Genomic DNA, 24,639 nt, shown 5'->3' with positions numbered 1-24,639 from the left:
AATTTCCAATTTTTATGCTTGCGTTCAATTCAACTAAGGTAAAAAATCAATATGGCGGAGGAAGAGGGATTCGAACCCCCGCGGGCTTTGACACCCCTGTCGGTTTTCAAGACCGATCCCTTCAGCCGGACTTGGGTATTCCTCCGTATCGACAAGAATTAATATACCATATCATTTTATTTGAAGTCAACACCTTTTCGTAAAAAAATTTCAATATGTGATTTCGGCATGATGATTGCCTATAAAAAAGCAGCCATTGACGGCTGCTCTTGATCTATTTCGTATCCTGTCTAATTTCTTCAATAAACTGATTCATCTCTACTTTAAACTCATTTAATGACTCGATAATCTTCGTAAAGTCTGTCACTTGTTTGGCTTGTTCATTTGTTGAGCTGCTGATTTGTGAGATGTTTTCAGACAAAGTGCCAATGCTGTCTTGGATTTCTTTTAAAAATGTATTAATGGTTTCAGCCGCTTCCTTCGAGCCATCTGATAATTTGCGAACTTCATCAGCAACGACAGCAAACCCTTTTCCGTTCTCACCTGCTCTTGCGGCTTCAATTGCAGCATTTAAACCAAGCAGATTTGTTTGTCTAGCAATTCCGCCAATGGTTTTGACGACTTCTTCAATATTCGCAGATTTCTCTTCCGCTCTTCCTGCCTGTTCGCTTATTTCTAAACTTGTGGCAGCCAGTTCTTGTGAATGTGCAGCAATTTGCTCAATTCCACCTTGGAGTTCTTTCGCTACTTTATTGATTTGCTCCATATAACCGCTTAATTTCTTTTCGCGATGATGTGAAAATGCCACTAAAAAAGAGCCGATTACTTTTCTATCTTCATCAAAAATCGGGTAACCTTTTACAGCAATTTCATAACCATATAAATGCTCTGGTAAATGACCGTCATATTCTTGTCCTCTTAATGTCGTCGCCACATTTTGGTCTTCTGGGTTCAATGGGTCTCCAACTTTCATACCAAAATCTATTGTGTTAGACGGGTAATAACAAAGTATCTTCTCTGTATCTGTGATGCCGAAAAGAATACTTTCATCTAGTACCTTTCTAAGTAAATGAGCCATTTCAACATAATAGTCAAGCCTATTCACGGTTATTCCTTCTTTCCTAGAAGCTTTTAATTTTTTTATCGGCTAAATTCAGGAAAACTGTAGGACTTTTGGTAAAAAGAAAAAGATGCCTTGACGGCATCTTATTTCATCACTTCTTTATTTCCCATATAAGGACGCAGTACTTCAGGAATGATTACTGTGCCGTCCTCTTGTTGATAGTTTTCTAAAATAGCCGCTACGGTTCTTCCTACCGCTAATCCAGATCCATTTAATGTGTGGACATGTTCTGGCTTCGCTTTAGGTTCTGGACGGAAACGAATGTTTGCACGTCTTGCTTGGAATGCTTCGAAGTTACTGCAAGAAGAAATTTCACGGTACGTATTCTGGCTCGGAATCCACACTTCGATATCGTATTTCTTCGCAGCTGTGAATCCTAAATCTCCCGTACACATGCTCATGACACGGTATGGCAGGTTCAATAGCTGAAGAACTTTTTCTGCTTGATTTGTTAGTTTCTCTAATTCTTCATAAGAATCTTCTGGTCTGACAAATTTAACAAGCTCTACCTTGTTAAATTGATGCTGACGGATGAGTCCGCGTGTATCTCTTCCGGCAGATCCTGCTTCTGATCTAAAGCAAGCACTGAATGCTGCATAGTTGATTGGCAGCTGTTCACCTTCGAGAATTTCGTCACGATGCATGTTCGTAATTGGCACTTCAGCTGTTGGAATGAGGAAGTAATCTTCTTCACGTATTTTAAAGGCATCCTCTTCGAACTTTGGAAGCTGACCAGTTCCTGTCATGCTCGCTCTGTTGACCATATAAGGTGGAAGCACTTCAGTAAAACCAAACTCATCCACATGTAAATCAAGCATAAAGTTATACAATGCGCGCTCTAAGCGGGCGCCAAACCCTTTATAAAAAACGAAACGGCTTCCTGTCACTTTTCCTGCACGTTCAAAATCAAGGATTTTTAGCTCATCAGCTACGTCCCAATGTGGTTTTGGTTCAAATGAGAAGGCTGGCTGTTCGCCCCATTTTCTCACTTCCACGTTGTCGTCTTCTGTTTCACCAACTGGTACAGAGTCATGGGGGATATTTGGAATTGAGAACAGGATGTGCTGCAGGCTTTCTTCTACTGTTCTTAGCTCATCATCCAGCTTCTTGATCTCATCTCCTACCTCACGCATTTCTTGAATAATGTGATCGGCGTCTTTCTTTTCTCTTTTTAGAACGGCCACTTGCTGTGATACTTCATTTCTTCGGCTCTTTAATTCTTCTGTTTTCCCGATTAATTCTCTTCTTTTTTGATCTAGCTCACCAAACTTATCAAAATCCGCTAAATCTTCGCCTCGGTGTGCTAATTTTTCTTTGATTTGATCAAAGTCCGTGCGCAGTTGTTTAATATCCAGCATGTGTAACACTCCTTTTTTTATCGAAAAATAAAAAGAGCCCTCATCCCATGAAAGGGACGAGAGCTCTCGCGTTGCCACCCTGATTGAAAACATGCAAAGGCATGCTTTCCTCTTTCCTCTGTAACGGTATCACCGTAAATGCTTACTTCTCTAGTTTCAGCATTTCGCTCAAGGATGGATTCAGAATGCATCTTTCACCGATTCTCACCAACCATCGGCTCTCTGAGAAAGAGGGGCTTCTTACTATTTCCCGTCAACGCTTTTTCGATCTTTGATTGTGATTTTAATGTACTATAAGTTTTATCTCTTTTCAACCGTTTTATACAGCAAGCTTCGTTTTGTAGGACTTCACCATGTCTACAAACAGCTGTGTTAACCGGTGATCGTCTGTCAGCTCTGGATGAAAGGAGCAGCCTAAGATATTGTTTTCTTTCGCCATCACAATCCTGCCATCATATTCAGCCATGATTTCTACGTCATCATTTGCGCTGATGATATGAGGCGCACGGATGAATACCCCTGTAAACGGCGCATCCAGTCCTTTTACTTCTAAATCTGCTTCAAAGCTGTCTACCTGTCTGCCAAAAGAATTCCGTGCAACAGATACATTTAACAGTCCAAGATGAGCATCTTCTCGATCTTCGATATGCTTTGCCAGCATAATCAAACCGGCACATGTCCCGAAAATCGGTTTCCCTTGAGCAGCGAACGCTTTGATCGGGTCAATGAATTGGTACGTATCCATGAGTCTTCTCATCGTCGTACTTTCTCCACCAGGGATAATCAAACCGTCAACGGATTTTAGCTCTTCTACACGTTTGATGATCTTTCCTTCTGCGCCGCAGGCTTCAATCGATTGAATATGCTCTCTCACCGCTCCTTGAAGCCCTAGTACACCAATTGTCAGCATGTTCGTTTGCGCTCCCTTAATTACCAGCCACGCTCTTGCATACGTTCTTCTGGCAGTAGATTTGAAATTTCAATTCCTTTCATAGCTGTTCCAAGCTCTTTTGAAAGTTCTGCAATAAGACGGTAATCAGTGTAATGAGTCGTTGCTTCAACAATTGCTTTTGCAAATTTAGCTGGATTGTCTGATTTGAAAATACCAGATCCGACAAATACACCGTCTGCTCCAAGCTGCATCATTAATGCAGCATCTGCTGGTGTCGCAACGCCTCCTGCTGCAAAGTTCACAACTGGCAGCTTGCCGTCTCTTTTGATTTGCAGCAATAATTCATAAGGCGCGCCAAGATTCTTGGCTTCTGTCATCAGTTCATCTTCACTCATAGCCGATACTTTACGAATCTGAGCATTGACCTTTCTCATATGACGAACAGCTTCTACGATGTTGCCTGTCCCAGGTTCTCCTTTTGTGCGAAGCATAGAAGCGCCTTCTGCGATACGGCGGGTTGCCTCACCTAAATCGCGGCATCCACAGACAAAAGGTACTGTGTATTCATTTTTATTTAAATGGAATTCCTCATCTGCGGGCGTCAGCACTTCACTCTCATCGATATAATCAACACCAAGTGCTTCAAGAACACGAGCCTCGACGATGTGGCCGATACGTGCTTTTGCCATGACTGGAATCGTTACTGCATTTTGTACTTCCTCTACGATTCTTGGGTCTGCCATACGGGCAACACCGCCTGCAGCACGGATATCAGCTGGTACTCGTTCTAGTGCCATGACTGCCACTGCACCTGCTTCTTCTGCAATTTTTGCCTGCTCCGCATTGACGACATCCATAATGACGCCGCCCTTTTGCATTTCTGCCATTCCACGTTTCACTCGTTCAGTTCCCTTATTGCTCACAATAGTTTCCTCCCATTTGTCTATTCGATTCATTCAACATCTTTATCATACAAGCGAGGAAGTATAACAATAAAGAGAATAGTATAACAATTCAAGCAGCCGATAAAAAAGAATAAATCCTTGTATATAAAGGGTTTTCATCTAAAAACATGTCATTTTCTCTATCAAGTGAGATTTACATGCTATAATGCAACTATAACAATTAAAAATCATGTATAACAATTTTGCATTCAATGGAGGGGTTTCATGCATATTGATATCCATCGACACTCTGATACATCTCTTTCAAATCAAATTTACTTTTCAATCATCGATCACATTCAATCGGGTTTGCTTCAGCAAGGAGAAAAGCTGCCAACTGTCCGTGATTTAGCTAAGCAGCTCAATGTGAGTCTTGTCACGGCAGCTAAGGCATACACCCGATTAAAAGACGACGGATACTTAACGACGGTGCAAGGTAAAGGAACTTTTGTGAATGAGCAGCAAGAGCAGGCAGAGACCCCGGTTCCATCATCTACCTCTTTCGATTGGCAGTTGTCGATTCCAGATTATTTACCACGGTCTCAATTCGCTCAGTATCACTATGTCGAAGAAGCCATTAACCTTTCTTCCTCTATGATCGATCCAGGGCTTTTGCCAAACCGGTATTTAGAAAAAGAAATGCAGCATGTACTAGCCAGACATCCTCAAATCATGTCGAAGTATGGAGAAATACAAGGTGATCTTCTGCTGCGACAAGTCATTCAGTCCTTTTTAGAAAAGTTGGATGTGCCGTCTACACCTGAAAATATCCTTGTAACAAGTGGTTCTCAGCAAGGGCTTGATTTAGTGGCACGTACGTTTATTGGTCCGGATGATGTGGTTGTCATGGAAGCACCGACCTATCCTGGGGCCATTGATGTCTTTATGGGCAGAGGAGCAAGAATCATTACCGTCCCTGTCGATCATGAAGGAATGAACATGAAGCAGCTTCAAAGCATTTGTGATAAATATAAACCGAAGCTGATCTATACGATTCCTACTTTCCACAGTCCAACAGGGGCCAGTATGTCGATGAAACGTAGAAAACAGCTTCTCTTACTGGCTCAAAGCATTGATTGTCTCATTGTAGAAGATGACCCTTATCGTGAGCTTTATTTTGAAAAGAAGCCGCCAGCACCTATTAAAAGCTTGGACCATGATGGACACGTCATTTACTTACGAGGATTAAGTAAAACACTGGCTCCAGGATGCAGAATAGGGATTATCACCGCATCAGGCTCGATATTTAACCGCTTATTAGCTGCAAAGGCCAATAATGACTTAGGCAGCCCTCTCCTCACACAAAAGGCTATATTGCCGTTTCTGACATCGAAGAAAATGATTGATCATACGAAGAAGCTAAGAACCGCCTTGAAGGTGAGACGCGATTTGATGATGGATGTGTTAACGAAGCACGCACCGAAAGATGTAACGTGGCAAATTCCACAGGGCGGTCTCAATTTATGGCTCAGCTTTCCTTCCTGGGTCGATACACGAGCACTGTTACATGAGGCCCGTAAGCAGCAAATTACTTTTCTACCTGGCTCTGTCTGCTATCCTGGAGAGCCGAAACAGAATTATATCCGCCTCAGCTTTTCTTATGTGAATGAAAAAGCACTGGCCGAGGGCGTGGAAAAGTTATGTGGTATTTTTCAGCAAGCCTTGTCCACTCCTCAAAATCAGAAGCAATCGCTCTTCTTTTAACGATAAAAAAACTGCTCTCGTGTATAGAGAGCAGTTTTTTATTAGAACCAGCCTTTTACTGTGTCAACGATTCCGCCCCAAATGCCAGCGAAGAATCCACCTACACCACGCATTGCAAGGATGAACCAGTTTGCTTTTTCATCGCTTGTTTTCGTCACAAGCTCAACACCTGATTGGTCTTTATTTAAATAACCGTAGTCCTTCTCATCACCAGAATAAGAAGTCGTCAGCATGCCAACCTTCGTTCCTTTTTTAATAGGAGCTTCTAGTTTCTTTTTCTCGATATTTACTTTTGCTTTATAGCTCTTTTCGTCACCATTTTTTACTGGCACAGAAAATGCTTCTTTCGTCACAACAGGTACTTCTTTATCTTTGCCTTTATCCACTTCGATGTTTTCATGTCCTTTAATTTGTTGACCTTTTTTGTACATTTCTTTCATCGTGAAGTTTTTAAACGCATAGTCGAATAGTTTTTTTGCCACGTCGAAACGTGCTGTATGAAGATTACCTTTTGCATTCAAGATAACTGCGATGACACGCATGTCACCTTGTTTTGCTGTACCTGTGAAGCTAGAACCGGCTGAATCTGTAGATCCTGTTTTCAGACCGTCAACACCTTTATATTCCTTCACAAGTCCTTTAAGCATGAAGTTCCAGTTAGGCATGTCCATTTCATCGTCAGTGCCTTCTCTGAACTTTGTTTTCGCAATACTTGCTGTTTCAAGAATTTCTGGATGGTCTTTGATGAGATGCTGTGCAAGCAAAGCCATATCTTTTGCAGATACTTCACTTTCTTCATCAGGACCTGTACCTTTTGGCTGTTGGCCATGTAAGTCTTTATTTTCCAGACCAGTTGCATTCACGAATTTGTAGTTTGTTAAACCAAGTTCTTTTGCTTTTGCGTTCATTTTTTCAACAAACTTCGATTCTGATCCAGCGATCACTTCTGCTAAACCAATCGCTGCTGCATTTGCCGAATAAATAGCCGTTGCTTGATAAAGTTCTTTTACTGTATACGAGCCATCTTTTCTCAAAGGAACGTTGGATAAGCTGCGGTCCTGAGAAATTTCGTATACATAATCATCTGGCGTATACTTTTGATCCCATTTCACTTTTCCTTCAGCAATTGCCTCTAGTAATAGATACTCTGTCATCATTTTTGCCATACTTGCAATAGGCAGTCTTTGATCTGCGTTTTTACTATAAAGAATTTTACCTGTAGAAGCTTCAATAAGGATCGCTGCTTTCGCATTCACACTGAATGGATCTTCAGCAGCTTTTGCTTTGGACATTGGTGTAAATGCTGTAACAATCAATGCCAATGCAAGGATAGAGACCATAAGCTGTTTCATCATCTTGCTGTTCAATCGTCATACCTCCGTATTCATCTTTTTTCGACGTTTTTCATATATATGTAATCCACAAGGGCTTATCTCAACACAACAGTATAAATTTTATCACAATAAAGACAAAAAAAATAGACAGAGTCATAGACCCTGTCAAATGTAATTTGATTGTCACAATTTATCAAGAAATTGTGTAGTTTGGTGATTCTTTTGTAATTTGTACATCATGTGGATGACTCTCACGAAGTCCTGCACCCGTCATACGAATGAATTGTGCTTCTTCTCTAAGAGTGCGTAAATCTTGTGTTCCACAATAGCCCATACCAGAACGAATACCGCCAACTAGTTGATACACTGTATCAACGACTGGCCCTTTGTATGGTGTACGGCCTTCGATACCTTCAGGAACGAATTTTTTATTATCTTCTTGGAAGTAACGATCTTTACTTCCTTTTTCCATTGCAGCGACAGAACCCATACCACGATAAACTTTGAAACGTCTACCTTGGAAAATTTCTGTTTCTCCTGGGCTTTCAGATGTACCAGCTAGAAGGCTTCCCAGCATAACAGCATGTCCGCCAGATGCTAATGCTTTCACGATATCACCTGAATATTTAATTCCACCATCTGCAATAATAGCTTTACCATGTTTTCTTGCTTCTGTTGCACAGTCATAGATCGCTGTGATTTGTGGTACACCGACACCTGCAACAACACGTGTTGTACAAATAGATCCTGGTCCGATACCGACTTTCACAATATCTGCTCCTGCTTCAAACAATGCTTTTGTTGCTTCAGCTGTTGCAACATTACCAGCAATGATGTTAAGAGAAGGATACGTTTCACGGATTTTCGATACAGTGTTTAGAACACCTTGAGAATGACCGTGTGCTGTATCAATGACAATGACATCTACATTGGCTTCGACTAATTTTTTCACACGTGTCATTGTATCGCCAGTGACACCAACAGCGGCACCAACAATTAAACGGCCATGTGCATCTTTAGAGGAGTTAGGGAATTCAATCACTTTTTCAATATCTTTGATTGTGATAAGACCTTTTAACGTTCCTTCGTCATCTAAAAGAGGTAATTTTTCAATCTTGTACTGCTGTAGGATTTTTTCAGCTTCTTCTAATGTTGTACCAACAGAAGCTGTCACAAGTTCCTCTTTTGTCATCACGTCGCTAATCTTCATTGAATAATCCGAAATAAAACGAAGGTCACGGTTCGTAATAATACCAACAAGCTTTTGGTCTTGTTCATTGTTGACAATCGGCACACCTGAAATACGGTATTTACCCATCAAATGCTCTGCATCAAATACTTGATGCTCTGGTGTTAAGAAGAATGGATTTGTAATAACGCCGCGCTCTGAACGTTTTACTTTATCCACCTGTTCTGCTTGCTGTTCAATGGACATGTTCTTATGAATAATACCAAGACCACCTTGACGTGCCATTGCAATCGCCATTTGTGATTCCGTCACTGTGTCCATTCCCGCACTGATAATTGGAATGTTTAGCTTTAATGTGCTTGTTAGCTCCACTGATAAATCGACATCACGCGGAAGTACTTCAGACTTTGCTGGAACAAGCAAAACATCGTCAAACGTCAAACCTTCTTTTGAAAATTTACTTTCCCACATTAGTAAATCCCCCTCTTTTCGGCAAAATATTATATGTAGATTATCAACTAGCAAACAGCATGTCAAGGAAGCAACAAACAGTTGCAATTTTTAGAAAATATAAAGAGAGTTGAGGAAGAAGATGAAAAGTTCAGGATGGAAGGATTTAAAACGTTTTTACTCGCTCGAAACCTCCCAAAAGTTTCTATTTCAACAATATGAGAAACGGAACATTCAAGATGCAAACCAGCAAGCCTATAAAAACTGTGAACGATTTATTTACTTTCTAAAACATGGCCATACGTTCTATGAACAGGCAGCGATCGCGCCTCTAGAACTTAAACCCATTTTATTGTTTTATGGAATGGCACAGCTGCTTAAAGCATGTTTGCTGACAGTTGATCCCCATTATCCTTCTCAAACCTCTGTTTTAGCTCATGGCGTAACTTCGAGAAAGAGAAAGAAACAGCATTACCGTTTTAGTGAAGATGAGGTGAAAATCCAAAGAAATGGGCTATGTATGCATGTGTTAAAGCATCTATTTCAATTAAATGGTCTTGAAGATGAACGATTTACGATGATCCATCTCCTGTCTAAAATACCTGAAATGAGTCATATTCTTGAGTTTCAAAAGCAGCCCTCGACATTAGTTAAAGTAGAAAAGGCTAATGGAATGATGATTCAAGATCATATTCCATTACTTTATAACATGTCTGCTGAACGCTTTATTGAATACTTTGAGTTCCATACAAGCTGGAAACTTAAACAGAGAGAGGCTAAAAAACTAACGTTTGATGTATTTCTTGAAGAAAACCCAGCTCTTGCTACTCATCTTCATTATGATTTAGAAATGGATCAATGGTTTATACCGTCAACACGAGATGCTTTTCTAGGGATTCCTGAAATCATCAGCCATTACTTATTGATGTATAACCTTAGTATGATTGCCCGCTACGAAACAGAATGGTGGTACGAGCTGCTGTCTCAATACATTAGCGATGATTACGTCATGATTGAACGCTACATGGAGATTGCAGAAGAGAAGTTCCCAGCATACATCATGATGCTGTTAGAAGAAAAAACAAAAAAGACCAGTTCCGACTGGAACTGATCCTAATGAAGCTTGGCGGCGTCCTACTCTCACAGGGGGAAACCCCCAACTACCATCGGCGCTGAAGAGCTTAACTTCCGTGTTCGGTATGGGAACGGGTGTGACCTCTTCGCTATCGCCACCAAACCTGATGGAGAGAATGTTCTCTCAAAACTAGATAACAATGTTCATGCTTCACATTAGAATATAGGTTAAGTCCTCGATCTATTAGTATCTGTCAGCTCCACGTGTCACCACGCTTCCACCTCAGACCTATCAACCTGATCATCTTTCAGGGATCTTACTTCCTTGCGGAATGGGAAATCTCATCTTGAGGGGGGCTTCATGCTTAGATGCTTTCAGCACTTATCCCGTCCGCACATAGCTACCCAGCGATGCCCTTGGCAGAACAACTGGTACACCAGCGGTGCGTCCATCCCGGTCCTCTCGTACTAAGGACAGCTCCTCTCAAATTTCCTGCGCCCGCGACGGATAGGGACCGAACTGTCTCACGACGTTCTGAACCCAGCTCGCGTACCGCTTTAATGGGCGAACAGCCCAACCCTTGGGACCGACTACAGCCCCAGGATGCGATGAGCCGACATCGAGGTGCCAAACCTCCCCGTCGATGTGGACTCTTGGGGGAGATAAGCCTGTTATCCCCGGGGTAGCTTTTATCCGTTGAGCGATGGCCCTTCCATGCGGAACCACCGGATCACTAAGCCCGACTTTCGTCCCTGCTCGACTTGTAGGTCTCGCAGTCAAGCTCCCTTGTGCCTTTACACTCTGCGAATGATTTCCAACCATTCTGAGGGAACCTTTGGGCGCCTCCGTTACATTTTAGGAGGCGACCGCCCCAGTCAAACTGCCCACCTGACACTGTCTCCCTGCCCGATAAGGGCAGCGGGTTAGAAGGTCAATACAGCCAGGGTAGTATCCCACCGATGCCTCCACCGAAGCTAGCGCTCCGGTTTCCAAGGCTCCTACCTATCCTGTACAAGCTGTACCAACATTCAATATCAGGCTGCAGTAAAGCTCCACGGGGTCTTTCCGTCCTGTCGCGGGTAACCTGCATCTTCACAGGTACTATAATTTCACCGAGTCTCTCGTTGAGACAGTGCCCAGATCGTTGCGCCTTTCGTGCGGGTCGGAACTTACCCGACAAGGAATTTCGCTACCTTAGGACCGTTATAGTTACGGCCGCCGTTTACTGGGGCTTCAATTCGCACCTTCGCTTACGCTAAGCGCTCCTCTTAACCTTCCAGCACCGGGCAGGCGTCAGCCCCTATACTTCGCCTTACGGCTTCGCAGAGACCTGTGTTTTTGCTAAACAGTCGCCTGGGCCTATTCACTGCGGCTTCTCGGGGCTTTAACACCCTAAGAAGCACCCCTTCTCCCGAAGTTACGGGGTCATTTTGCCGAGTTCCTTAACGAGAGTTCTCTCGATCACCTTAGGATTCTCTCCTCGCCTACCTGTGTCGGTTTGCGGTACGGGCACCTCTCACCTCGCTAGAGGCTTTTCTTGGCAGTGTGGAATCAGGAACTTCGCTACTAAATTTCGCTCGCCATCACAGCTCAGCCTTTACGGGAAACGGATTTGCCTATTTCCCAGCCTAACTGCTTGGACGCGGATATCCAATACCGCGCTTACCCTATCCTCCTGCGTCCCCCCATTGCTCAAATGGTGAGGAGGTGGTACAGGAATATCAACCTGTTGTCCATCGCCTACGCCTTTCGGCCTCGGCTTAGGTCCCGACTAACCCTGAGCGGACGAGCCTTCCTCAGGAAACCTTAGGCATTCGGTGGACGGGATTCTCACCCGTCTTTCGCTACTCATACCGGCATTCTCACTTCTAAGCGCTCCACCAGTCCTTCCGGTCTGGCTTCACAGCCCTTAGAACGCTCTCCTACCACTGTTCGTAAGAACAGTCCGCAGCTTCGGTGATACGTTTAGCCCCGGTACATTTTCGGCGCAGAGTCACTCGACCAGTGAGCTATTACGCACTCTTTAAATGGTGGCTGCTTCTAAGCCAACATCCTGGTTGTCTAAGCAACTCCACATCCTTTTCCACTTAACGTATACTTTGGGACCTTAGCTGGCGGTCTGGGCTGTTTCCCTTTCGACTACGGATCTTATCACTCGCAGTCTGACTCCCAAGGATAAGTCATCGGCATTCGGAGTTTGACTGAATTCGGTAACCCGGTAGGGGCCCCTAGTCCAATCAGTGCTCTACCTCCGAGACTCTTACCTTGAGGCTAGCCCTAAAGCTATTTCGGAGAGAACCAGCTATCTCCAGGTTCGATTGGCATTTCACCCCTACCCACACCTCATCCCCGCACTTTTCAACGTGCGTGGGTTCGGGCCTCCATTCAGTGTTACCTGAACTTCACCCTGGACATGGGTAGATCACCTGGTTTCGGGTCTACGACCACGTACTCATGCGCCCTATTCAGACTCGCTTTCGCTGCGGCTCCGCATCTTCTGCTTAACCTTGCACGGGATCGTAACTCGCCGGTTCATTCTACAAAAGGCACGCCATCACCCGTTAACGGGCTCTGACTACTTGTAGGCACACGGTTTCAGGATCTATTTCACTCCCCTTCCGGGGTGCTTTTCACCTTTCCCTCACGGTACTGGTTCACTATCGGTCACTAGGGAGTATTTAGCCTTGGGAGATGGTCCTCCCGGATTCCGACGGAATTTCACGTGTTCCGCCGTACTCAGGATCCACTCTGGAGAGAACGACATTTCAGTTACAGGGCTGTTACCTTCTTTGGCGGGCCTTTCCAGACCTCTTCGCTTATATCATTCCTTTGTAACTCCGTATAGAGTGTCCTACAACCCCAAGAGGCAAGCCTCTTGGTTTGGGCTGTTCCCGTTTCGCTCGCCGCTACTCAGGGAATCGCATTTGCTTTCTCTTCCTCCGGGTACTTAGATGTTTCAGTTCCCCGGGTATGCCTTCTCATACTCTATGTATTCAAGTATGGATACTACTCCATTACGAGCAGTGGGTTTCCCCATTCGGAAATCTCCGGATCAAAGCTTGCTTACAGCTCCCCGAAGCATATCGGTGTTCGTCCCGTCCTTCATCGGCTCCTAGTGCCAAGGCATCCACCGTGCGCCCTTTCTAACTTAACCATTTCTTACTTTAGAAAGAATCACTATGTGTGATGAACTTTGCATTGCATTCAATGTGAATGTATTACTTATTGTTATCTAGTTTTCAAAGAACACGTTGGTGGAGCCTAGCGGGATCGAACCGCTGACCTCCTGCGTGCAAGGCAGGCGCTCTCCCAGCTGAGCTAAGGCCCCGATTTAATAGAAGATGGTGGGCCTGAGTGGACTCGAACCACCGACCTCACGCTTATCAGGCGTGCGCTCTAACCAGCTGAGCTACAGGCCCATCTTTCATATCGAAGATATGATGTTGTAGGATCTTTTGCAAGTTCCTTCAAAACTAAACAAGACGAAAACGTACGCTGCTCCATATATCCTTAGAAAGGAGGTGATCCAGCCGCACCTTCCGATACGGCTACCTTGTTACGACTTCACCCCAATCATCTGCCCCACCTTCGGCGGCTGGCTCCATAAAGGTTACCTCACCGACTTCGGGTGTTGCAAACTCTCGTGGTGTGACGGGCGGTGTGTACAAGGCCCGGGAACGTATTCACCGCGGCATGCTGATCCGCGATTACTAGCGATTCCAGCTTCACGCAGTCGAGTTGCAGACTGCGATCCGAACTGAGAACAGATTTATGGGATTGGCTAAACCTTGCGGTCTTGCAGCCCTTTGTTCTGTCCATTGTAGCACGTGTGTAGCCCAGGTCATAAGGGGCATGATGATTTGACGTCATCCCCACCTTCCTCCGGTTTGTCACCGGCAGTCACCTTAGAGTGCCCAACTGAATGCTGGCAACTAAGATCAAGGGTTGCGCTCGTTGCGGGACTTAACCCAACATCTCACGACACGAGCTGACGACAACCATGCACCACCTGTCACTCTGTCCCCGAAGGGAAAGCCCTATCTCTAGGGTTGTCAGAGGATGTCAAGACCTGGTAAGGTTCTTCGCGTTGCTTCGAATTAAACCACATGCTCCACCGCTTGTGCGGGCCCCCGTCAATTCCTTTGAGTTTCAGTCTTGCGACCGTACTCCCCAGGCGGAGTGCTTAATGCGTTAGCTGCAGCACTAAGGGGCGGAAACCCCCTAACACTTAGCACTCATCGTTTACGGCGTGGACTACCAGGGTATCTAATCCTGTTCGCTCCCCACGCTTTCGCTCCTCAGCGTCAGTTACAGACCAGAGAGTCGCCTTCGCCACTGGTGTTCCTCCACATCTCTACGCATTTCACCGCTACACGTGGAATTCCACTCTCCTCTTCTGCACTCAAGTTTCCCAGTTTCCAATGACCCTCCCCGGTTGAGCCGGGGGCTTTCACATCAGACTTAAGAAACCGCCTGCGAGCCCTTTACGCCCAATAATTCCGGACAACGCTTGCCACCTACGTATTACCGCGGCTGCTGGCACGTAGTTAGCCGTGGCTTTCTGGTTAGGTACCGTCAAGGTGCGAGCAGTTACTCTCGCACTTGTTCTTCCCTAACAACAGAGCTTTACGATCCGAAAACCTTCATCACTCACGCGGCGTTGCTCCGTCAGACTTTCGTCCATTGCGGAAGATTCCCTACTGCTGCCTCCCGTAGGAGTCTGGGCCGTGTCTCAGTCCCAGTGTGGCCGATCACCCTCTCAGGTCGGCTACGCATCGTCGCCTTGGTGAGCCATTACCCCACCAACTAGCTAATGCGCCGCGGGTCCATCTGTAAGTGACAGCCGAAACCGTCTTTCATCCTTGAACCATGCGGTTCAAGGAACTATCCGGTATTAGCTCCGGTTTCCCGGAGTTATCCCAGTCTTACAGGCAGGTTACCCACGTGTTACTCACCCGTCCGCCGCTAACATCCGGGAGCAAGCTCCCTTCTGTCCGCTCGACTTGCATGTATTAGGCACGCCGCCAGCGTTCGTCCTGAGCCAGGATCAAACTCTCCGAAAAAGTACAAAACCGAAGTTTTGCTTTTCGCCAGTTTGACTGACTACCTATGAAATTTCATAGGATTTTTTTATAAAAACTCGAATTAACAGGTACGTTTTGTCTTGTTTAGTTTTCAAAGAACTTGTTTGTCACTCTCTTAAAGCGACCACTTAAATATATCATATATCTCTATCAACAGTCAACATTTTTCTTGAAAAACATTTTATTTTTTTAAGAAGTTTCCACTGTAACAGAGATAAAAAATAGAGCCTCTTTTTGCTCCTTTGAAAGATTAACACATATCTATGAAAAAAGCATTATAAATTTCAAAAAAACTCATGTTTTTTTAGAAAAAAATAAAGCCGGTGAAAAACCGGCTTTATTTTTACTCAGATTGCTCTTGATCTGACTCTATAGTTTCTACGTTTTCTTCAGAATTCTCTTCATCATCTTCTTGTGATTGTTCAACTAATGCCACTGTAGCGACATGTTCATCATCACCTAGACGAATCAGGCGGACACCTTGAGTGACTCGACCTGTTGTTGAAATATCTGAAACGGCCATACGAATGATCACGCCGCTTCCTGTAATAATCATCAAGTCCTCTTCAGCTTCAGCATTCGTCGCCTTCACCGCAACAAGCGGACCGTTGTTGTCAGTGATTTTACATGTTTTAAGACCTTTACCGCCCCGACTTTGAACACGGTATTCTTTTTCAGGTGTTAACTTACCATACCCTTTTTCGGTGACGATCAATACGTTTGCATCTGGCTCAAGGATTTCCATCCCAACGACGATGTCATCTTCAGAAAGCGTAATTCCTTTCACGCCAGCTGCCGTACGCCCCATTTCACGAACATCTGTCTCGTCGAAACGAATCAGCATACCTTTTTTCGTACCAATGATGATTTGTTTTTCTCCATTGGTTAAACGGACAGCCATCAGTTCATCTTCGTCACGAAGACTTAATGCGATAAGTCCATTGTTTCGAATGTTGGCAAACTGAGACAATGAAGTTCGTTTTGATACACCATGTCTTGTTGTAAAGAAGAGATACGAATCTTCATCAAATTCGCTTACTGGAATAATGGCATTAATCCACTCTCCCTTTTCTACTTCAAGCAGGTTAATAATCGGAATCCCTTTCGCTGTCCGTCCGAATTCAGGAATCTCATATCCCTTCGCACGATAGACCTTCCCTTTATTAGAGAAGAAGAGGATCGTATCATGGGTAGATGTTGAAATCAGCTGTTCTACGAAATCATCCTCATTGGTTCCCATTCCCTGAACACCTTTACCGCCTCTTTTTTGACTGCGGTATGTTGATGCAGGCAGACGCTTGATATAACCATTATGAGTCAGCGTAATCACGATGTTCTCAACAGGAATCAAATCTTCGTCTTCAATTGTTTCAATACCTGCTGTCACAATTTCAGTACGGCGCGTATCATTGAAACGTTCTTTGATTTCTGTTAATTCTTCTCTAATGATTTCAAGAACTTTTTCATTGTCTGCTAAAATGGCTTTCAACTCAGCAATCAAATCAACAAGCCCTTTGTATTCTTCTTCTATCTTTTCTCTTTCCAAACCAGTTAAGCGCTGAAGACGCATATCAAGAATGGCCTGTGCTTGTTTTTCGGACAAGCTATAGTTCTCCATTAAGCCATTTCTCGCGATTTCAGCAGTTTGAGAGCTTCTAATTAATGCAATGACTTCATCTAAGTGGTCAAGGGCAATTCTTAAACCTTCTAGAATATGAGCTCTTGCTTCGGCTTTACGAAGTTCATATGCTGTTCTTCTGCGAATAATCACTTTTTGATGCTCTAAATAATATTCAAGACATTGTTTGAGGGACAAGACTTTCGGCTGTCCATCAACTAGTGCCAATAAGTTGATCCCAAATGACGTTTGGAGTGTCGTTTGTTTATAAAGATTGTTTAATAGAACGTGGGCGTTCGCATCTCTTCGCAGTTCAATCACAATCCGCATTCCATTACGATCAGACTCGTCACGCAGATCTGTAATGCCATCGATCTTTTTATCGCGCACAAGATCAGCGATTTTTTCGATCAAACGGGCTTTGTTGACCTGATATGGAATTTCATTGATGACAATCCGCTGCTTACCGCTGGATGTTTCTTCGATGATAGACTTTGCACGTAATGTAATAGAGCCCCGGCCTGTTTCATATGCCTTACGGATTCCGCTTCGGCCAATGATTTGTCCCGCAGTTGGGAAGTCTGGTCCTGGAATGATCTCCATTAGTTCCTGTGTTGTCATTTCTGGACTTTGACTAATTGCCAGTACACCATCAATCACTTCACCTAGCTGGTGAGGCGGAATGTTGGTTGCCATCCCTACAGCGATACCTGTTGCCCCGTTGACTAATAAGTTCGGGAAACGAGCAGGCATGACGATTGGTTCTCTTTCACTGCCATCGTAGTTATCTTGATAATCAATCGTATCCTTGGTGATATCACGAAGGATTTCCATTGAAATTTTAGATAGACGCGCCTCAGTATAACGCATTGCTGCTGCACTGTCTCCATCGACAGAACCAAAGTTTCCGTGTCCTTCAACCAGCATATTTCGATAGTTGAAGTCTTGCGCCATACGAACCATCGCTTCGTATACAGCGCTGTCACCGTGAGGGTGGTACTTACCGATAACTTCTCCAACGATACGTGCAGATTTCTTAAATGGTTTATCACTTGTCATACCTAGGTCATTCATCGCATACAAAATTCTTCGATGCACGGGCTTCAATCCATCTCGCACATCTGGTAATGCACGCGAAACAATAACACTCATTGCATAATCTAAAAAGGACGTACGCATTTCTTGACTAATATTCACTTCGCGTACATTTGGTGTATGTTGTTCACTCACTATAAGAACCTCCCTTTACGTATCACATGAAATAAATTATGTGGGAGTAAAATATGTATTTATCTTCACAAGACTATTCTTCATTATATCAATAATCTCGGCTTTATACACATTAATTTACTAGAAAATCAACGAAAACACGGAAAACCAGGACATTCGTTTCACACCCCTGTTTCTTGAAAAACAACCTTATTCCAAACAAGAAATAAGGTTGTTCTCAGGAGGGATTCATCTAAATATCAAGGTTTTTCACGTATTGTGCATTTTCTTCGATAAAGTTCCGTCTCGGCTCTACTTTATCTCCCATCAGCATTTCAAATGTCTCATCAGCATCGATCGCATCCTCAAGTGTGACTTGAAGAAGTGTTCTCGCATCAGGGTCCATTGTTGTTTCCCAAAGCTGAGTAGCATTCATCTCTCCAAGACCTTTATAACGCTGAAGTCCAGGCTTTGGTGTTTGAGGTAGTGATTTTAACAGCTCATCCAGCTGTTTATCGTTATACACGTACTCCACACGTTTTCCTTGCTGCACTTTATATAAAGGCGGCTGCGCAATATACACATAACCGTTTTCAATGATTTGACGCATGTAACGATAAAAGAATGTTAAGAGAAGCGTTCGGATATGCGCTCCATCTACATCGGCATCTGTCATGATCACAACTTTGTGATAGCGTGCTTTCTCTAAAGTGAAGTCTTCTCCAATTCCAGTTCCTAACGCTGTAATCATTGCACGAACCTCGTTGTTCGATAAAATTTTATCTAAACGAGCTTTTTCTACGTTTAGGATCTTCCCTCTTAACGGTAAGATCGCTTGGAAGTGACGATCACGGCCTTGCTTAGCAGATCCGCCCGCAGAATCTCCCTCTACAATATAGAGCTCAGAGATGGAAGGATCTTTAGAAGAACAGTCCGCCAGTTTCCCAGGTAAGCTGGAGACTTCCAGCGCACTTTTACGTCTTGTCAGCTCACGAGCCTTTTTGGCAGCCATTCTTGCACGAGCTGCCATCAGTCCTTTTTCCACAATTTTTTTCGCAGAATCAGGATTTTCAAGCAAGAATTTCTCAAGTGCTTCTGAGAAAAGGGAGTCTGTGATGGTTCTCGCTTCTGAGTTCCCAAGCTTTGTCTTCGTTTGTCCTTCGAATTGAGGGTCTGGATGTTTGATGGAGATAATGGCTGTTAAGCCTTCTCGCACATCTTCACCACTTAAATTCGCATCCCCATCTTTGAATACGCCATTTTTACGAGCATAGTCATTGATGACACGCGTTAGACCGGTTTTAAAGCCAGCTTCATGTGTTCCGCCTTCATACGTGTTGATATTGTTGGCGAAGGAATAGATATTGCTTGTATAGGAATCGTTATATTGTAATGCTACTTCAACTGTGATTCCGTCTTTCTCACCTTCGATGTACACAGGTTCTTCATGAACGACTTCTTTTGAGCGGTTTAAATGTTCTACATAGCTCTTAATACCGCCTTCGTAGCAGTATTCATTTCTCCGCTCTTTGCCTTCACGCAAGTCTTCTATGATGATGTTTACACCTTTTGTTAAGAAAGCTAACTCACGAACACGGTTAGCAAGTGTATCGTAATCAAATTCAATGGTTTCCGTGAAAATTTCTGGATCTGGCACAAAGTGGGTTGTTGTCCCGGTTACATCTGTTTCACCAATAACCTCTAAATCTCCCACTGGAACACCGCGTTTGAACTGCTGATAATGAATTTTTCCGTCACGGTATACGGTCACGTCTAAGGTAGTAGATAATGCATTTACAACAGATGCCCCTACACCATGCAGACCGCCAGATACTTTATAACCGCTGCCGTCAAATTTACCGCCAGCGTGAAGAACAGTCATAATGACCTCTACGGCAGGACGCCCCATTTTCTCATGAATTCCAACAGGAATCCCGCGGCCATTATCTTTTACTGTAATGCTGTTATCCTTTTCAATTTGCACTGTAATGTCTGTACAATAACCAGCTAATGCCTCATCAATACTGTTGTCGACAATTTCCCATACAAGATGGTGAAGTCCTTTTGCATTGGTTGACCCAATGTACATTCCTGGACGTTTTCTAACAGCTTCTAGTCCTTCAAGCACCTGTATCTGATTTTCATCATAACTATTATGTTGCTGTTCCATTGCCACGTACATTCACCTACACTTTTCTTAAACGATATATTTATATGAATTGAGCTTTTAGACTTCAATTTCAATCACAAACGAAGCACGTTTTTTGAGCGTGCTTGAGGAAAGAGGAGAGTAATAAACAGACTCAGTTGTGACGACAATGGATTTGGGTGTCCCTTGTGATAACGAAATGATATGTTTCTCCTGTTTTTGTAGAAATTCTTCTACAACAGAAGACGACCTCATTTTGTAATCAACAATTGCGACAATCTCTCGTGTAGAAACAACACAATCATCACCTAAATGAATATACAAGACTCACACCTCATTTATCAGTCAATTACTTTTCCACTGGCTACTCTGAAAATTTCCGCTTCTTTCAGGGTGGCGTGATCGATACCTTCAACACTTGTTGTGGTGACGAAGGTCTGTACTCGCCCCTGAATGGTATGGAGCAAATGAGACTGTCTGTAATCATCAAGTTCAGATAACACATCATCAAGTAGAAGAATAGGATATTCTCCGATTTCTTCATGTATCAGATCAATTTCTGCCAGCTTTAATGAAAGAGCTGTTGTTCTTTGCTGCCCTTGAGAGCCATATGTCTGAACATCCCGGCCATTCACAAAGAAAAGCAGGTCATCTCTGTGAGGCCCCCACAGTGTCACCCCTCGGTCTATTTCTCTCTCTCTTAGTTTCTGAAACGATTCTTCATAGCTATTCTTTATTTTCGACAAGTCTGACGCTTCTGATACCTCTATTGCCGTCTGGTATTGGAGCGTGAGTGTTTCTAGCTCTCTAGAAATCCCAAAATGCAGCGGCTGCGCCCATTTTTCGAGCTGTTTCGTAAAAGTCAGTCGTCTTTTGATCACTTTCGCTGCCGCATCAATCAACTGCTCTGTTAAAATCTCCAGCATCGCTTGATCCGATTGCTTTCTTGTCTGCAATTGTTTCAAGTAATGATTCCGCTGAGAAAGGATTTTTTGATAGAGCGATAAATCATGCAAGTAGACAGCAGAAACTTGTCCAATCTCCATGTCGAGGAATCTTCTGCGGATTTGCGGGCTGCCCTTCACAAGACTTAAGTCCTCTGGCGCAAACATGATGGTGTTTAATGCACCAACATAATGACTGAGCTTCTGTTGTTCAATGTGATTGACCTTGCCCTTTTTCCCTTTTTTTGAGATCACGAGCTGCATTGGGAGTGGACCATTTTTTTTAATGACTCTACCTTCTATTTTAGCATAGTCTTGGTCCCATCGGATAAGTTCTTTATCATTTGACGTACGATGAGACTTTGCCATCGACAATACATAGATCGCTTCCATCAAGTTCGTTTTACCTTGGGCATTCTCACCGATCATAACATTCACCTTATTGTCGAATTGAAGCTCGGTGTGTTCATAGTTTCGGTATGAAGTTAACGCCAGACTTTGAATGTACATGTATTGTCACCCGTTTCTAATTCACAACTTGAAATGTGCCGTAACCTTCAATCTCGACAACATCTCCTGGGTATAGTTTGCGTCCCCGTCTATTATCTGGCTCTTGATTAATGAGCACCTCATGTTCACTTAAAAACCATTTCGCCATTCCGCCAGATTGGATGACTTCGGCTAATTTCAAAAACTGCCCTAATGTAATCATTTCTGTTTCAATGGTTATAAGATTAGGCATTGTATCGACCTCTTTCAATATCACTAATATCTAATTGTACTAAAAAACAAGACAAGAAGGAAAGGGGGAAAGCCAACTGGGATGAAAGAAAGCATGGAAAACGAGAAGAAAAGCTGCTGTGCACTCACACAGCAGCCATTTTAGTTTGAATTAATACGTTCTTACCGGAAGAATCAATTGCAAGATAGAATCATCATTCGGCGTACGCAGCAGGAACGGTCTCATTGCACCAGTGAAGCTTACATGAATATCTGTTCCCTCTAATACTTTTAACGCATCCAGCATATATTTTGGACTGAAGGAGATTTTAAGATCTTCCCCTTTAATGTCATCTGCTTGAACCGTCTCCACCACTTTACCGATCTCAGGTGAATTAGAAGAGATTTCAAGGCTTTGTTCAGGATCAGCTGACAGTTTCACGACATTATTACGTCCTTCTCTTGCCAAAAGTGATGCCCGATCAATGGCTTGAAGGAACTCTTTCGTGTTGACCACGACATCCGTTTTACTTTCTTGCGGGATCAGACGAGCTGTATCTGGATAATTTCCATCCAGCAACCTTGAGAAGAACAGCACATTTTGTGCTTTAAAAAGAACTTGGGTTTCTGTAATGACGATGCTCACAAGATCTTGTCCATCATCAAGAATTTTACTTAGCTCTGTTAAACTCTTCCCTGGAATCACGACATTATACGAACTTTCCTCGTTAATATCTAGCTTCGCTTTTCTTAAAGCAAGACGGTGGCTATCCGTCGCCGTGCATATTAATTCACCTTTTTCTACCTTCCAGTTTACACCTGTCAAGATAGGTCGTGTTTCTGAGGTGGACACTGCAAAAACAGTTTGACGAATTAAGTTTTTAAGCAGATCTGTCGGAATTTGAAATGCATGATGCTCTTCAATTTGTGGAAGATGCGGATATTCTTCAGCATCTAAGCCGTTTAGGTTAAATTCCGCTGAACCAGAGCGGATGATCGTCAGGTGATTTTGTTCTACTTCAATTTCGACAGTAGACATAGGCAGTTTCTTTACAATTTCACTAAAGAAGCGGGCTTGAAGCACAATACTTCCCGGACGATCAATGGTGATAACCTCTAAATCTCCATCTCTTTGAGGAATGAAAGATTCAATTGAGATATCAGAATCGCTTCCTGTTAGAGAAACCCCTTCATCAGACGCAACAATTTTAATCCCTGTCAAAATAGGAATCGTTGTTCTAGAGGATACAGCCTTTAATACATCTTGGACACTTTGGACAAGACGATCTTTTTGAATCGTGAATTTCATAGTGGTCCTCCTAAATTTTCTTAATGACATGTATATATATTTTATTAATAAAAATCGTAGAAGTAATAGTAGGGCTTGTGAATATGTGGATAAGTCATGAAAAAGAAAGGAAAGACAGCCTATCCACATGTGGACAGACTGTGTATGACTATGCTCTAGTTATTCACATTTTCCCGTACTCATTATATCAGCTTGGTTATTTTAATTGTTCTTTGATCTCTTTGACATGCTGCTGAAGCTGTTCATCTTCAACAATTAATTTCGAAATCTTCTCATGAGCATGAATGACAGTCGTATGATCACGACCGCCAAATTCTTCTCCGATTTTAGGCAGAGAGGAATCGGTCATTTCTCTAGAGAGGTACATGGCAATTTGTCTTGGATAAGCAACTGACTTCGTACGTTTCTTTGCTTTGAAATCCTCTAATCGAATATTAAATTGCTGCCCTACAATTCTTTGAATATCTTTAATTGTAATGACCTTAGGCTTTGATGAAGGAATGATGTCCTTTAGCGCCTCAGCTGCTAGATCTGCATTAATGTCTTTATTAATTAAAGATGAATAAGCAACAACACGAATCAAAGCACCCTCCAGCTCACGAATGTTGCTGTCGATTTGATTGGCAATGTACAGCATGACTTCATTTGGAATGTCCAAGCCTTCTGCCTTTGCTTTTTTGCGCAGAATTGCGATGCGCGTTTCTAGATCTGGCGGGGTAATGTCTGTAATTAAGCCCCATTCAAATCGAGAGCGTAATCTGTCTTCAAGTGTCGGAATTTCCTTCGGAGGCCGGTCACTAGAAATGACGATTTGCTTACTTTCTTCGTGAAGTGTGTTGAATGTATGGAAAAACTCTTCTTGTGTTTGTTCTTTTCCTGCTAGAAATTGAATATCATCTATCAAAAGCACATCTACATTCCGATAGCGGTTACGGAAGTCGACAGCTTTGTTATCTCGAATTGAGTTGATAAATTCATTAGTAAATTTTTCAGATGATAGATAGACCACTTTGGCCGATGGATTATGGTCGATCACGTAATGACCAATCGCATGCATCAAGTGAGTCTTTCCTAAACCAACGCCCCCATAAATAAAAAGCGGGTTATATGCTTTTGCTGGTGCTTCCGCGACTGCAAGTGAAGCGGCATGAGCAAAACGGTTGCCTGAACCAATAACAAAAGTATCAAATGTATATTTTGGATTCAGCATATTTTGTGGAATGTCAACGGGCTCTTCTTTAGACATTTTTTTGATAGGAGACTTTGGCATGGCTTCCTCTTCGTCCTGATTTTGAGGAATAATAAATTTAATGCTGAGCTCTTCACCTGTTAGTTCATAGATGGTATCAGCAATTAAGTGAAGATATCTTGACTCAAGCCAATCTCTAGCAAATTCATTAGGTGCCGTAATTGTAAGCGTATCTCCCTGAAGAGAATGGGCTTTTGTCGATTTCATCCATGTCTCAAAACTGGGTTTGCTCAATTTTGTCTCTATTTTTTGAAGTGCTTTATTCCACAGATCCAAAATATTTTCCAT

15 protein-coding genes, 3 tRNA genes, 3 rRNA genes and 1 other annotated feature are annotated in these 24,639 nt (G+C 43.2%); of the genes, 2 read left to right on the top strand and 19 right to left on the bottom strand.

What is annotated here, in order from left to right; all coding sequences use genetic code 11:
• Nucleotides 1-52: 52 nt before the first annotated feature.
• From NSS65_RS00105 to pdxS, 5 genes are all read right to left on the bottom strand, one after another.
• Nucleotides 53-145 (bottom strand) — tRNA-Ser (locus tag NSS65_RS00105).
• A gap of 129 nt (nucleotides 146-274) precedes the next feature.
• The gene (locus NSS65_RS00100) at nucleotides 275-1,105 is read right to left on the bottom strand and encodes a methyl-accepting chemotaxis protein (protein WP_024425758.1); all 831 of its coding nucleotides are present in this window, start codon (nucleotides 1,103-1,105) and stop codon (nucleotides 275-277) included.
• A gap of 101 nt (nucleotides 1,106-1,206) precedes the next feature.
• Entirely contained in the window at nucleotides 1,207-2,481 is a 1,275-nt protein-coding gene (serS, locus tag NSS65_RS00095) for a serine--tRNA ligase (protein ID WP_070326894.1), read from the bottom strand.
• A 49-nt stretch (nucleotides 2,482-2,530) separates the two neighbouring features.
• Nucleotides 2,531-2,747: a binding site (T-box leader), on the bottom strand.
• Nucleotides 2,748-2,800: 53 nt separating this feature from the next.
• Complete coding sequence (gene pdxT, locus NSS65_RS00090) at nucleotides 2,801-3,391, bottom strand: pyridoxal 5'-phosphate synthase glutaminase subunit PdxT (RefSeq protein ID WP_065214477.1); 591 nt, start codon at nucleotides 3,389-3,391, stop codon at nucleotides 2,801-2,803.
• Nucleotides 3,392-3,411: 20 nt separating this feature from the next.
• Complete coding sequence (gene pdxS / locus NSS65_RS00085) at nucleotides 3,412-4,296, bottom strand: pyridoxal 5'-phosphate synthase lyase subunit PdxS (RefSeq protein WP_039175840.1); 885 nt, start codon at nucleotides 4,294-4,296, stop codon at nucleotides 3,412-3,414.
• A gap of 246 nt (nucleotides 4,297-4,542) precedes the next feature.
• Between pdxS and NSS65_RS00080 the strand changes: the two genes are divergently transcribed.
• Nucleotides 4,543-6,021 (top strand): PLP-dependent aminotransferase family protein, encoded by a 1,479-nt coding sequence (locus tag NSS65_RS00080; protein ID WP_070326893.1) that lies wholly within the window; start codon nucleotides 4,543-4,545, stop codon nucleotides 6,019-6,021.
• A 41-nt stretch (nucleotides 6,022-6,062) separates the two neighbouring features.
• Here NSS65_RS00080 and NSS65_RS00075 read toward each other — a convergent pair whose 3' ends face one another.
• On the bottom strand, nucleotides 6,063-7,388 hold the full coding sequence (locus tag NSS65_RS00075) for a D-alanyl-D-alanine carboxypeptidase family protein (protein ID WP_065214475.1): 1,326 nt from the start codon (nucleotides 7,386-7,388) through the stop codon (nucleotides 6,063-6,065).
• Between the two features lie 160 nt (nucleotides 7,389-7,548).
• Nucleotides 7,549-9,015 carry an IMP dehydrogenase gene (guaB, locus tag NSS65_RS00070; RefSeq protein ID WP_024426749.1) on the bottom strand — a complete coding sequence of 489 codons (1,467 nt, stop codon included), beginning with the start codon at nucleotides 9,013-9,015 and terminating at the stop codon, nucleotides 7,549-7,551.
• 121 nt (nucleotides 9,016-9,136) lie between these two features.
• On the opposite strand from guaB, the gene NSS65_RS00065 reads away from it, so the two are divergent.
• Nucleotides 9,137-10,105 carry a YaaC family protein gene (locus NSS65_RS00065; protein WP_024426750.1) on the top strand — a complete coding sequence of 323 codons (969 nt, stop codon included), beginning with the start codon at nucleotides 9,137-9,139 and terminating at the stop codon, nucleotides 10,103-10,105.
• Between the two features lie 10 nt (nucleotides 10,106-10,115).
• On the opposite strand, the gene rrf is transcribed toward NSS65_RS00065, so the two are convergent.
• From rrf to dnaA, 12 genes are all read right to left on the bottom strand, one after another.
• Nucleotides 10,116-10,231: ribosomal RNA gene (rrf, locus tag NSS65_RS00060) — 5S ribosomal RNA — on the bottom strand.
• 61 nt (nucleotides 10,232-10,292) lie between these two features.
• Nucleotides 10,293-13,223: ribosomal RNA gene (locus NSS65_RS00055) — 23S ribosomal RNA — on the bottom strand.
• A 98-nt stretch (nucleotides 13,224-13,321) separates the two neighbouring features.
• A tRNA-Ala gene (locus tag NSS65_RS00050) sits at nucleotides 13,322-13,397 on the bottom strand.
• A gap of 14 nt (nucleotides 13,398-13,411) precedes the next feature.
• Nucleotides 13,412-13,488: transfer RNA gene (locus NSS65_RS00045), tRNA-Ile, on the bottom strand.
• Nucleotides 13,489-13,583: 95 nt separating this feature from the next.
• Nucleotides 13,584-15,132: ribosomal RNA gene (locus tag NSS65_RS00040) — 16S ribosomal RNA — on the bottom strand.
• The 16S, 23S and 5S rRNA genes sit together here with 2 tRNA genes alongside, the layout of an rRNA operon.
• Nucleotides 15,133-15,496: 364 nt before the next feature.
• Nucleotides 15,497-18,001 carry a DNA gyrase subunit A gene (gene gyrA / locus NSS65_RS00035; RefSeq protein ID WP_034283649.1) on the bottom strand — a complete coding sequence of 835 codons (2,505 nt, stop codon included), beginning with the start codon at nucleotides 17,999-18,001 and terminating at the stop codon, nucleotides 15,497-15,499.
• A 232-nt stretch (nucleotides 18,002-18,233) separates the two neighbouring features.
• Complete coding sequence (gyrB, locus tag NSS65_RS00030) at nucleotides 18,234-20,150, bottom strand: DNA topoisomerase (ATP-hydrolyzing) subunit B (protein ID WP_041118480.1); 1,917 nt, start codon at nucleotides 20,148-20,150, stop codon at nucleotides 18,234-18,236.
• A 57-nt stretch (nucleotides 20,151-20,207) separates the two neighbouring features.
• Complete coding sequence (locus NSS65_RS00025) at nucleotides 20,208-20,453, bottom strand: extracellular matrix/biofilm biosynthesis regulator RemA family protein (protein WP_034283648.1); 246 nt, start codon at nucleotides 20,451-20,453, stop codon at nucleotides 20,208-20,210.
• Nucleotides 20,454-20,470: 17 nt separating this feature from the next.
• Nucleotides 20,471-21,583 (bottom strand): DNA replication/repair protein RecF, encoded by a 1,113-nt coding sequence (gene recF, locus NSS65_RS00020; protein WP_144496519.1) that lies wholly within the window; start codon nucleotides 21,581-21,583, stop codon nucleotides 20,471-20,473.
• 16 nt (nucleotides 21,584-21,599) lie between these two features.
• Nucleotides 21,600-21,815: a S4 domain-containing protein YaaA gene (gene yaaA, locus NSS65_RS00015; RefSeq protein ID WP_144496518.1), complete on the bottom strand. Its 216-nt coding sequence runs from the start codon at nucleotides 21,813-21,815 to the stop codon at nucleotides 21,600-21,602.
• Nucleotides 21,816-21,965: 150 nt separating this feature from the next.
• A complete protein-coding gene (dnaN, locus tag NSS65_RS00010) occupies nucleotides 21,966-23,102 on the bottom strand; it encodes a DNA polymerase III subunit beta (protein ID WP_024424074.1) in 1,137 nt (378 codons plus the stop codon).
• A 196-nt stretch (nucleotides 23,103-23,298) separates the two neighbouring features.
• Nucleotides 23,299-24,639, bottom strand: coding sequence for a chromosomal replication initiator protein DnaA (dnaA, locus tag NSS65_RS00005; protein WP_024424073.1), 1,341 nt, complete (start codon nucleotides 24,637-24,639; stop codon nucleotides 23,299-23,301).

This window comes from Bacillus sp. FSL K6-1006, from assembly GCF_038593175.1.
In the GTDB taxonomy this organism is placed as follows: Bacteria; Bacillota; Bacilli; order Bacillales; family Bacillaceae; genus Bacillus; species Bacillus safensis.
The sequence above is the reverse complement of the archived record's forward strand: the minus strand, read 5'-3'. Positions and strand labels throughout refer to the sequence as shown.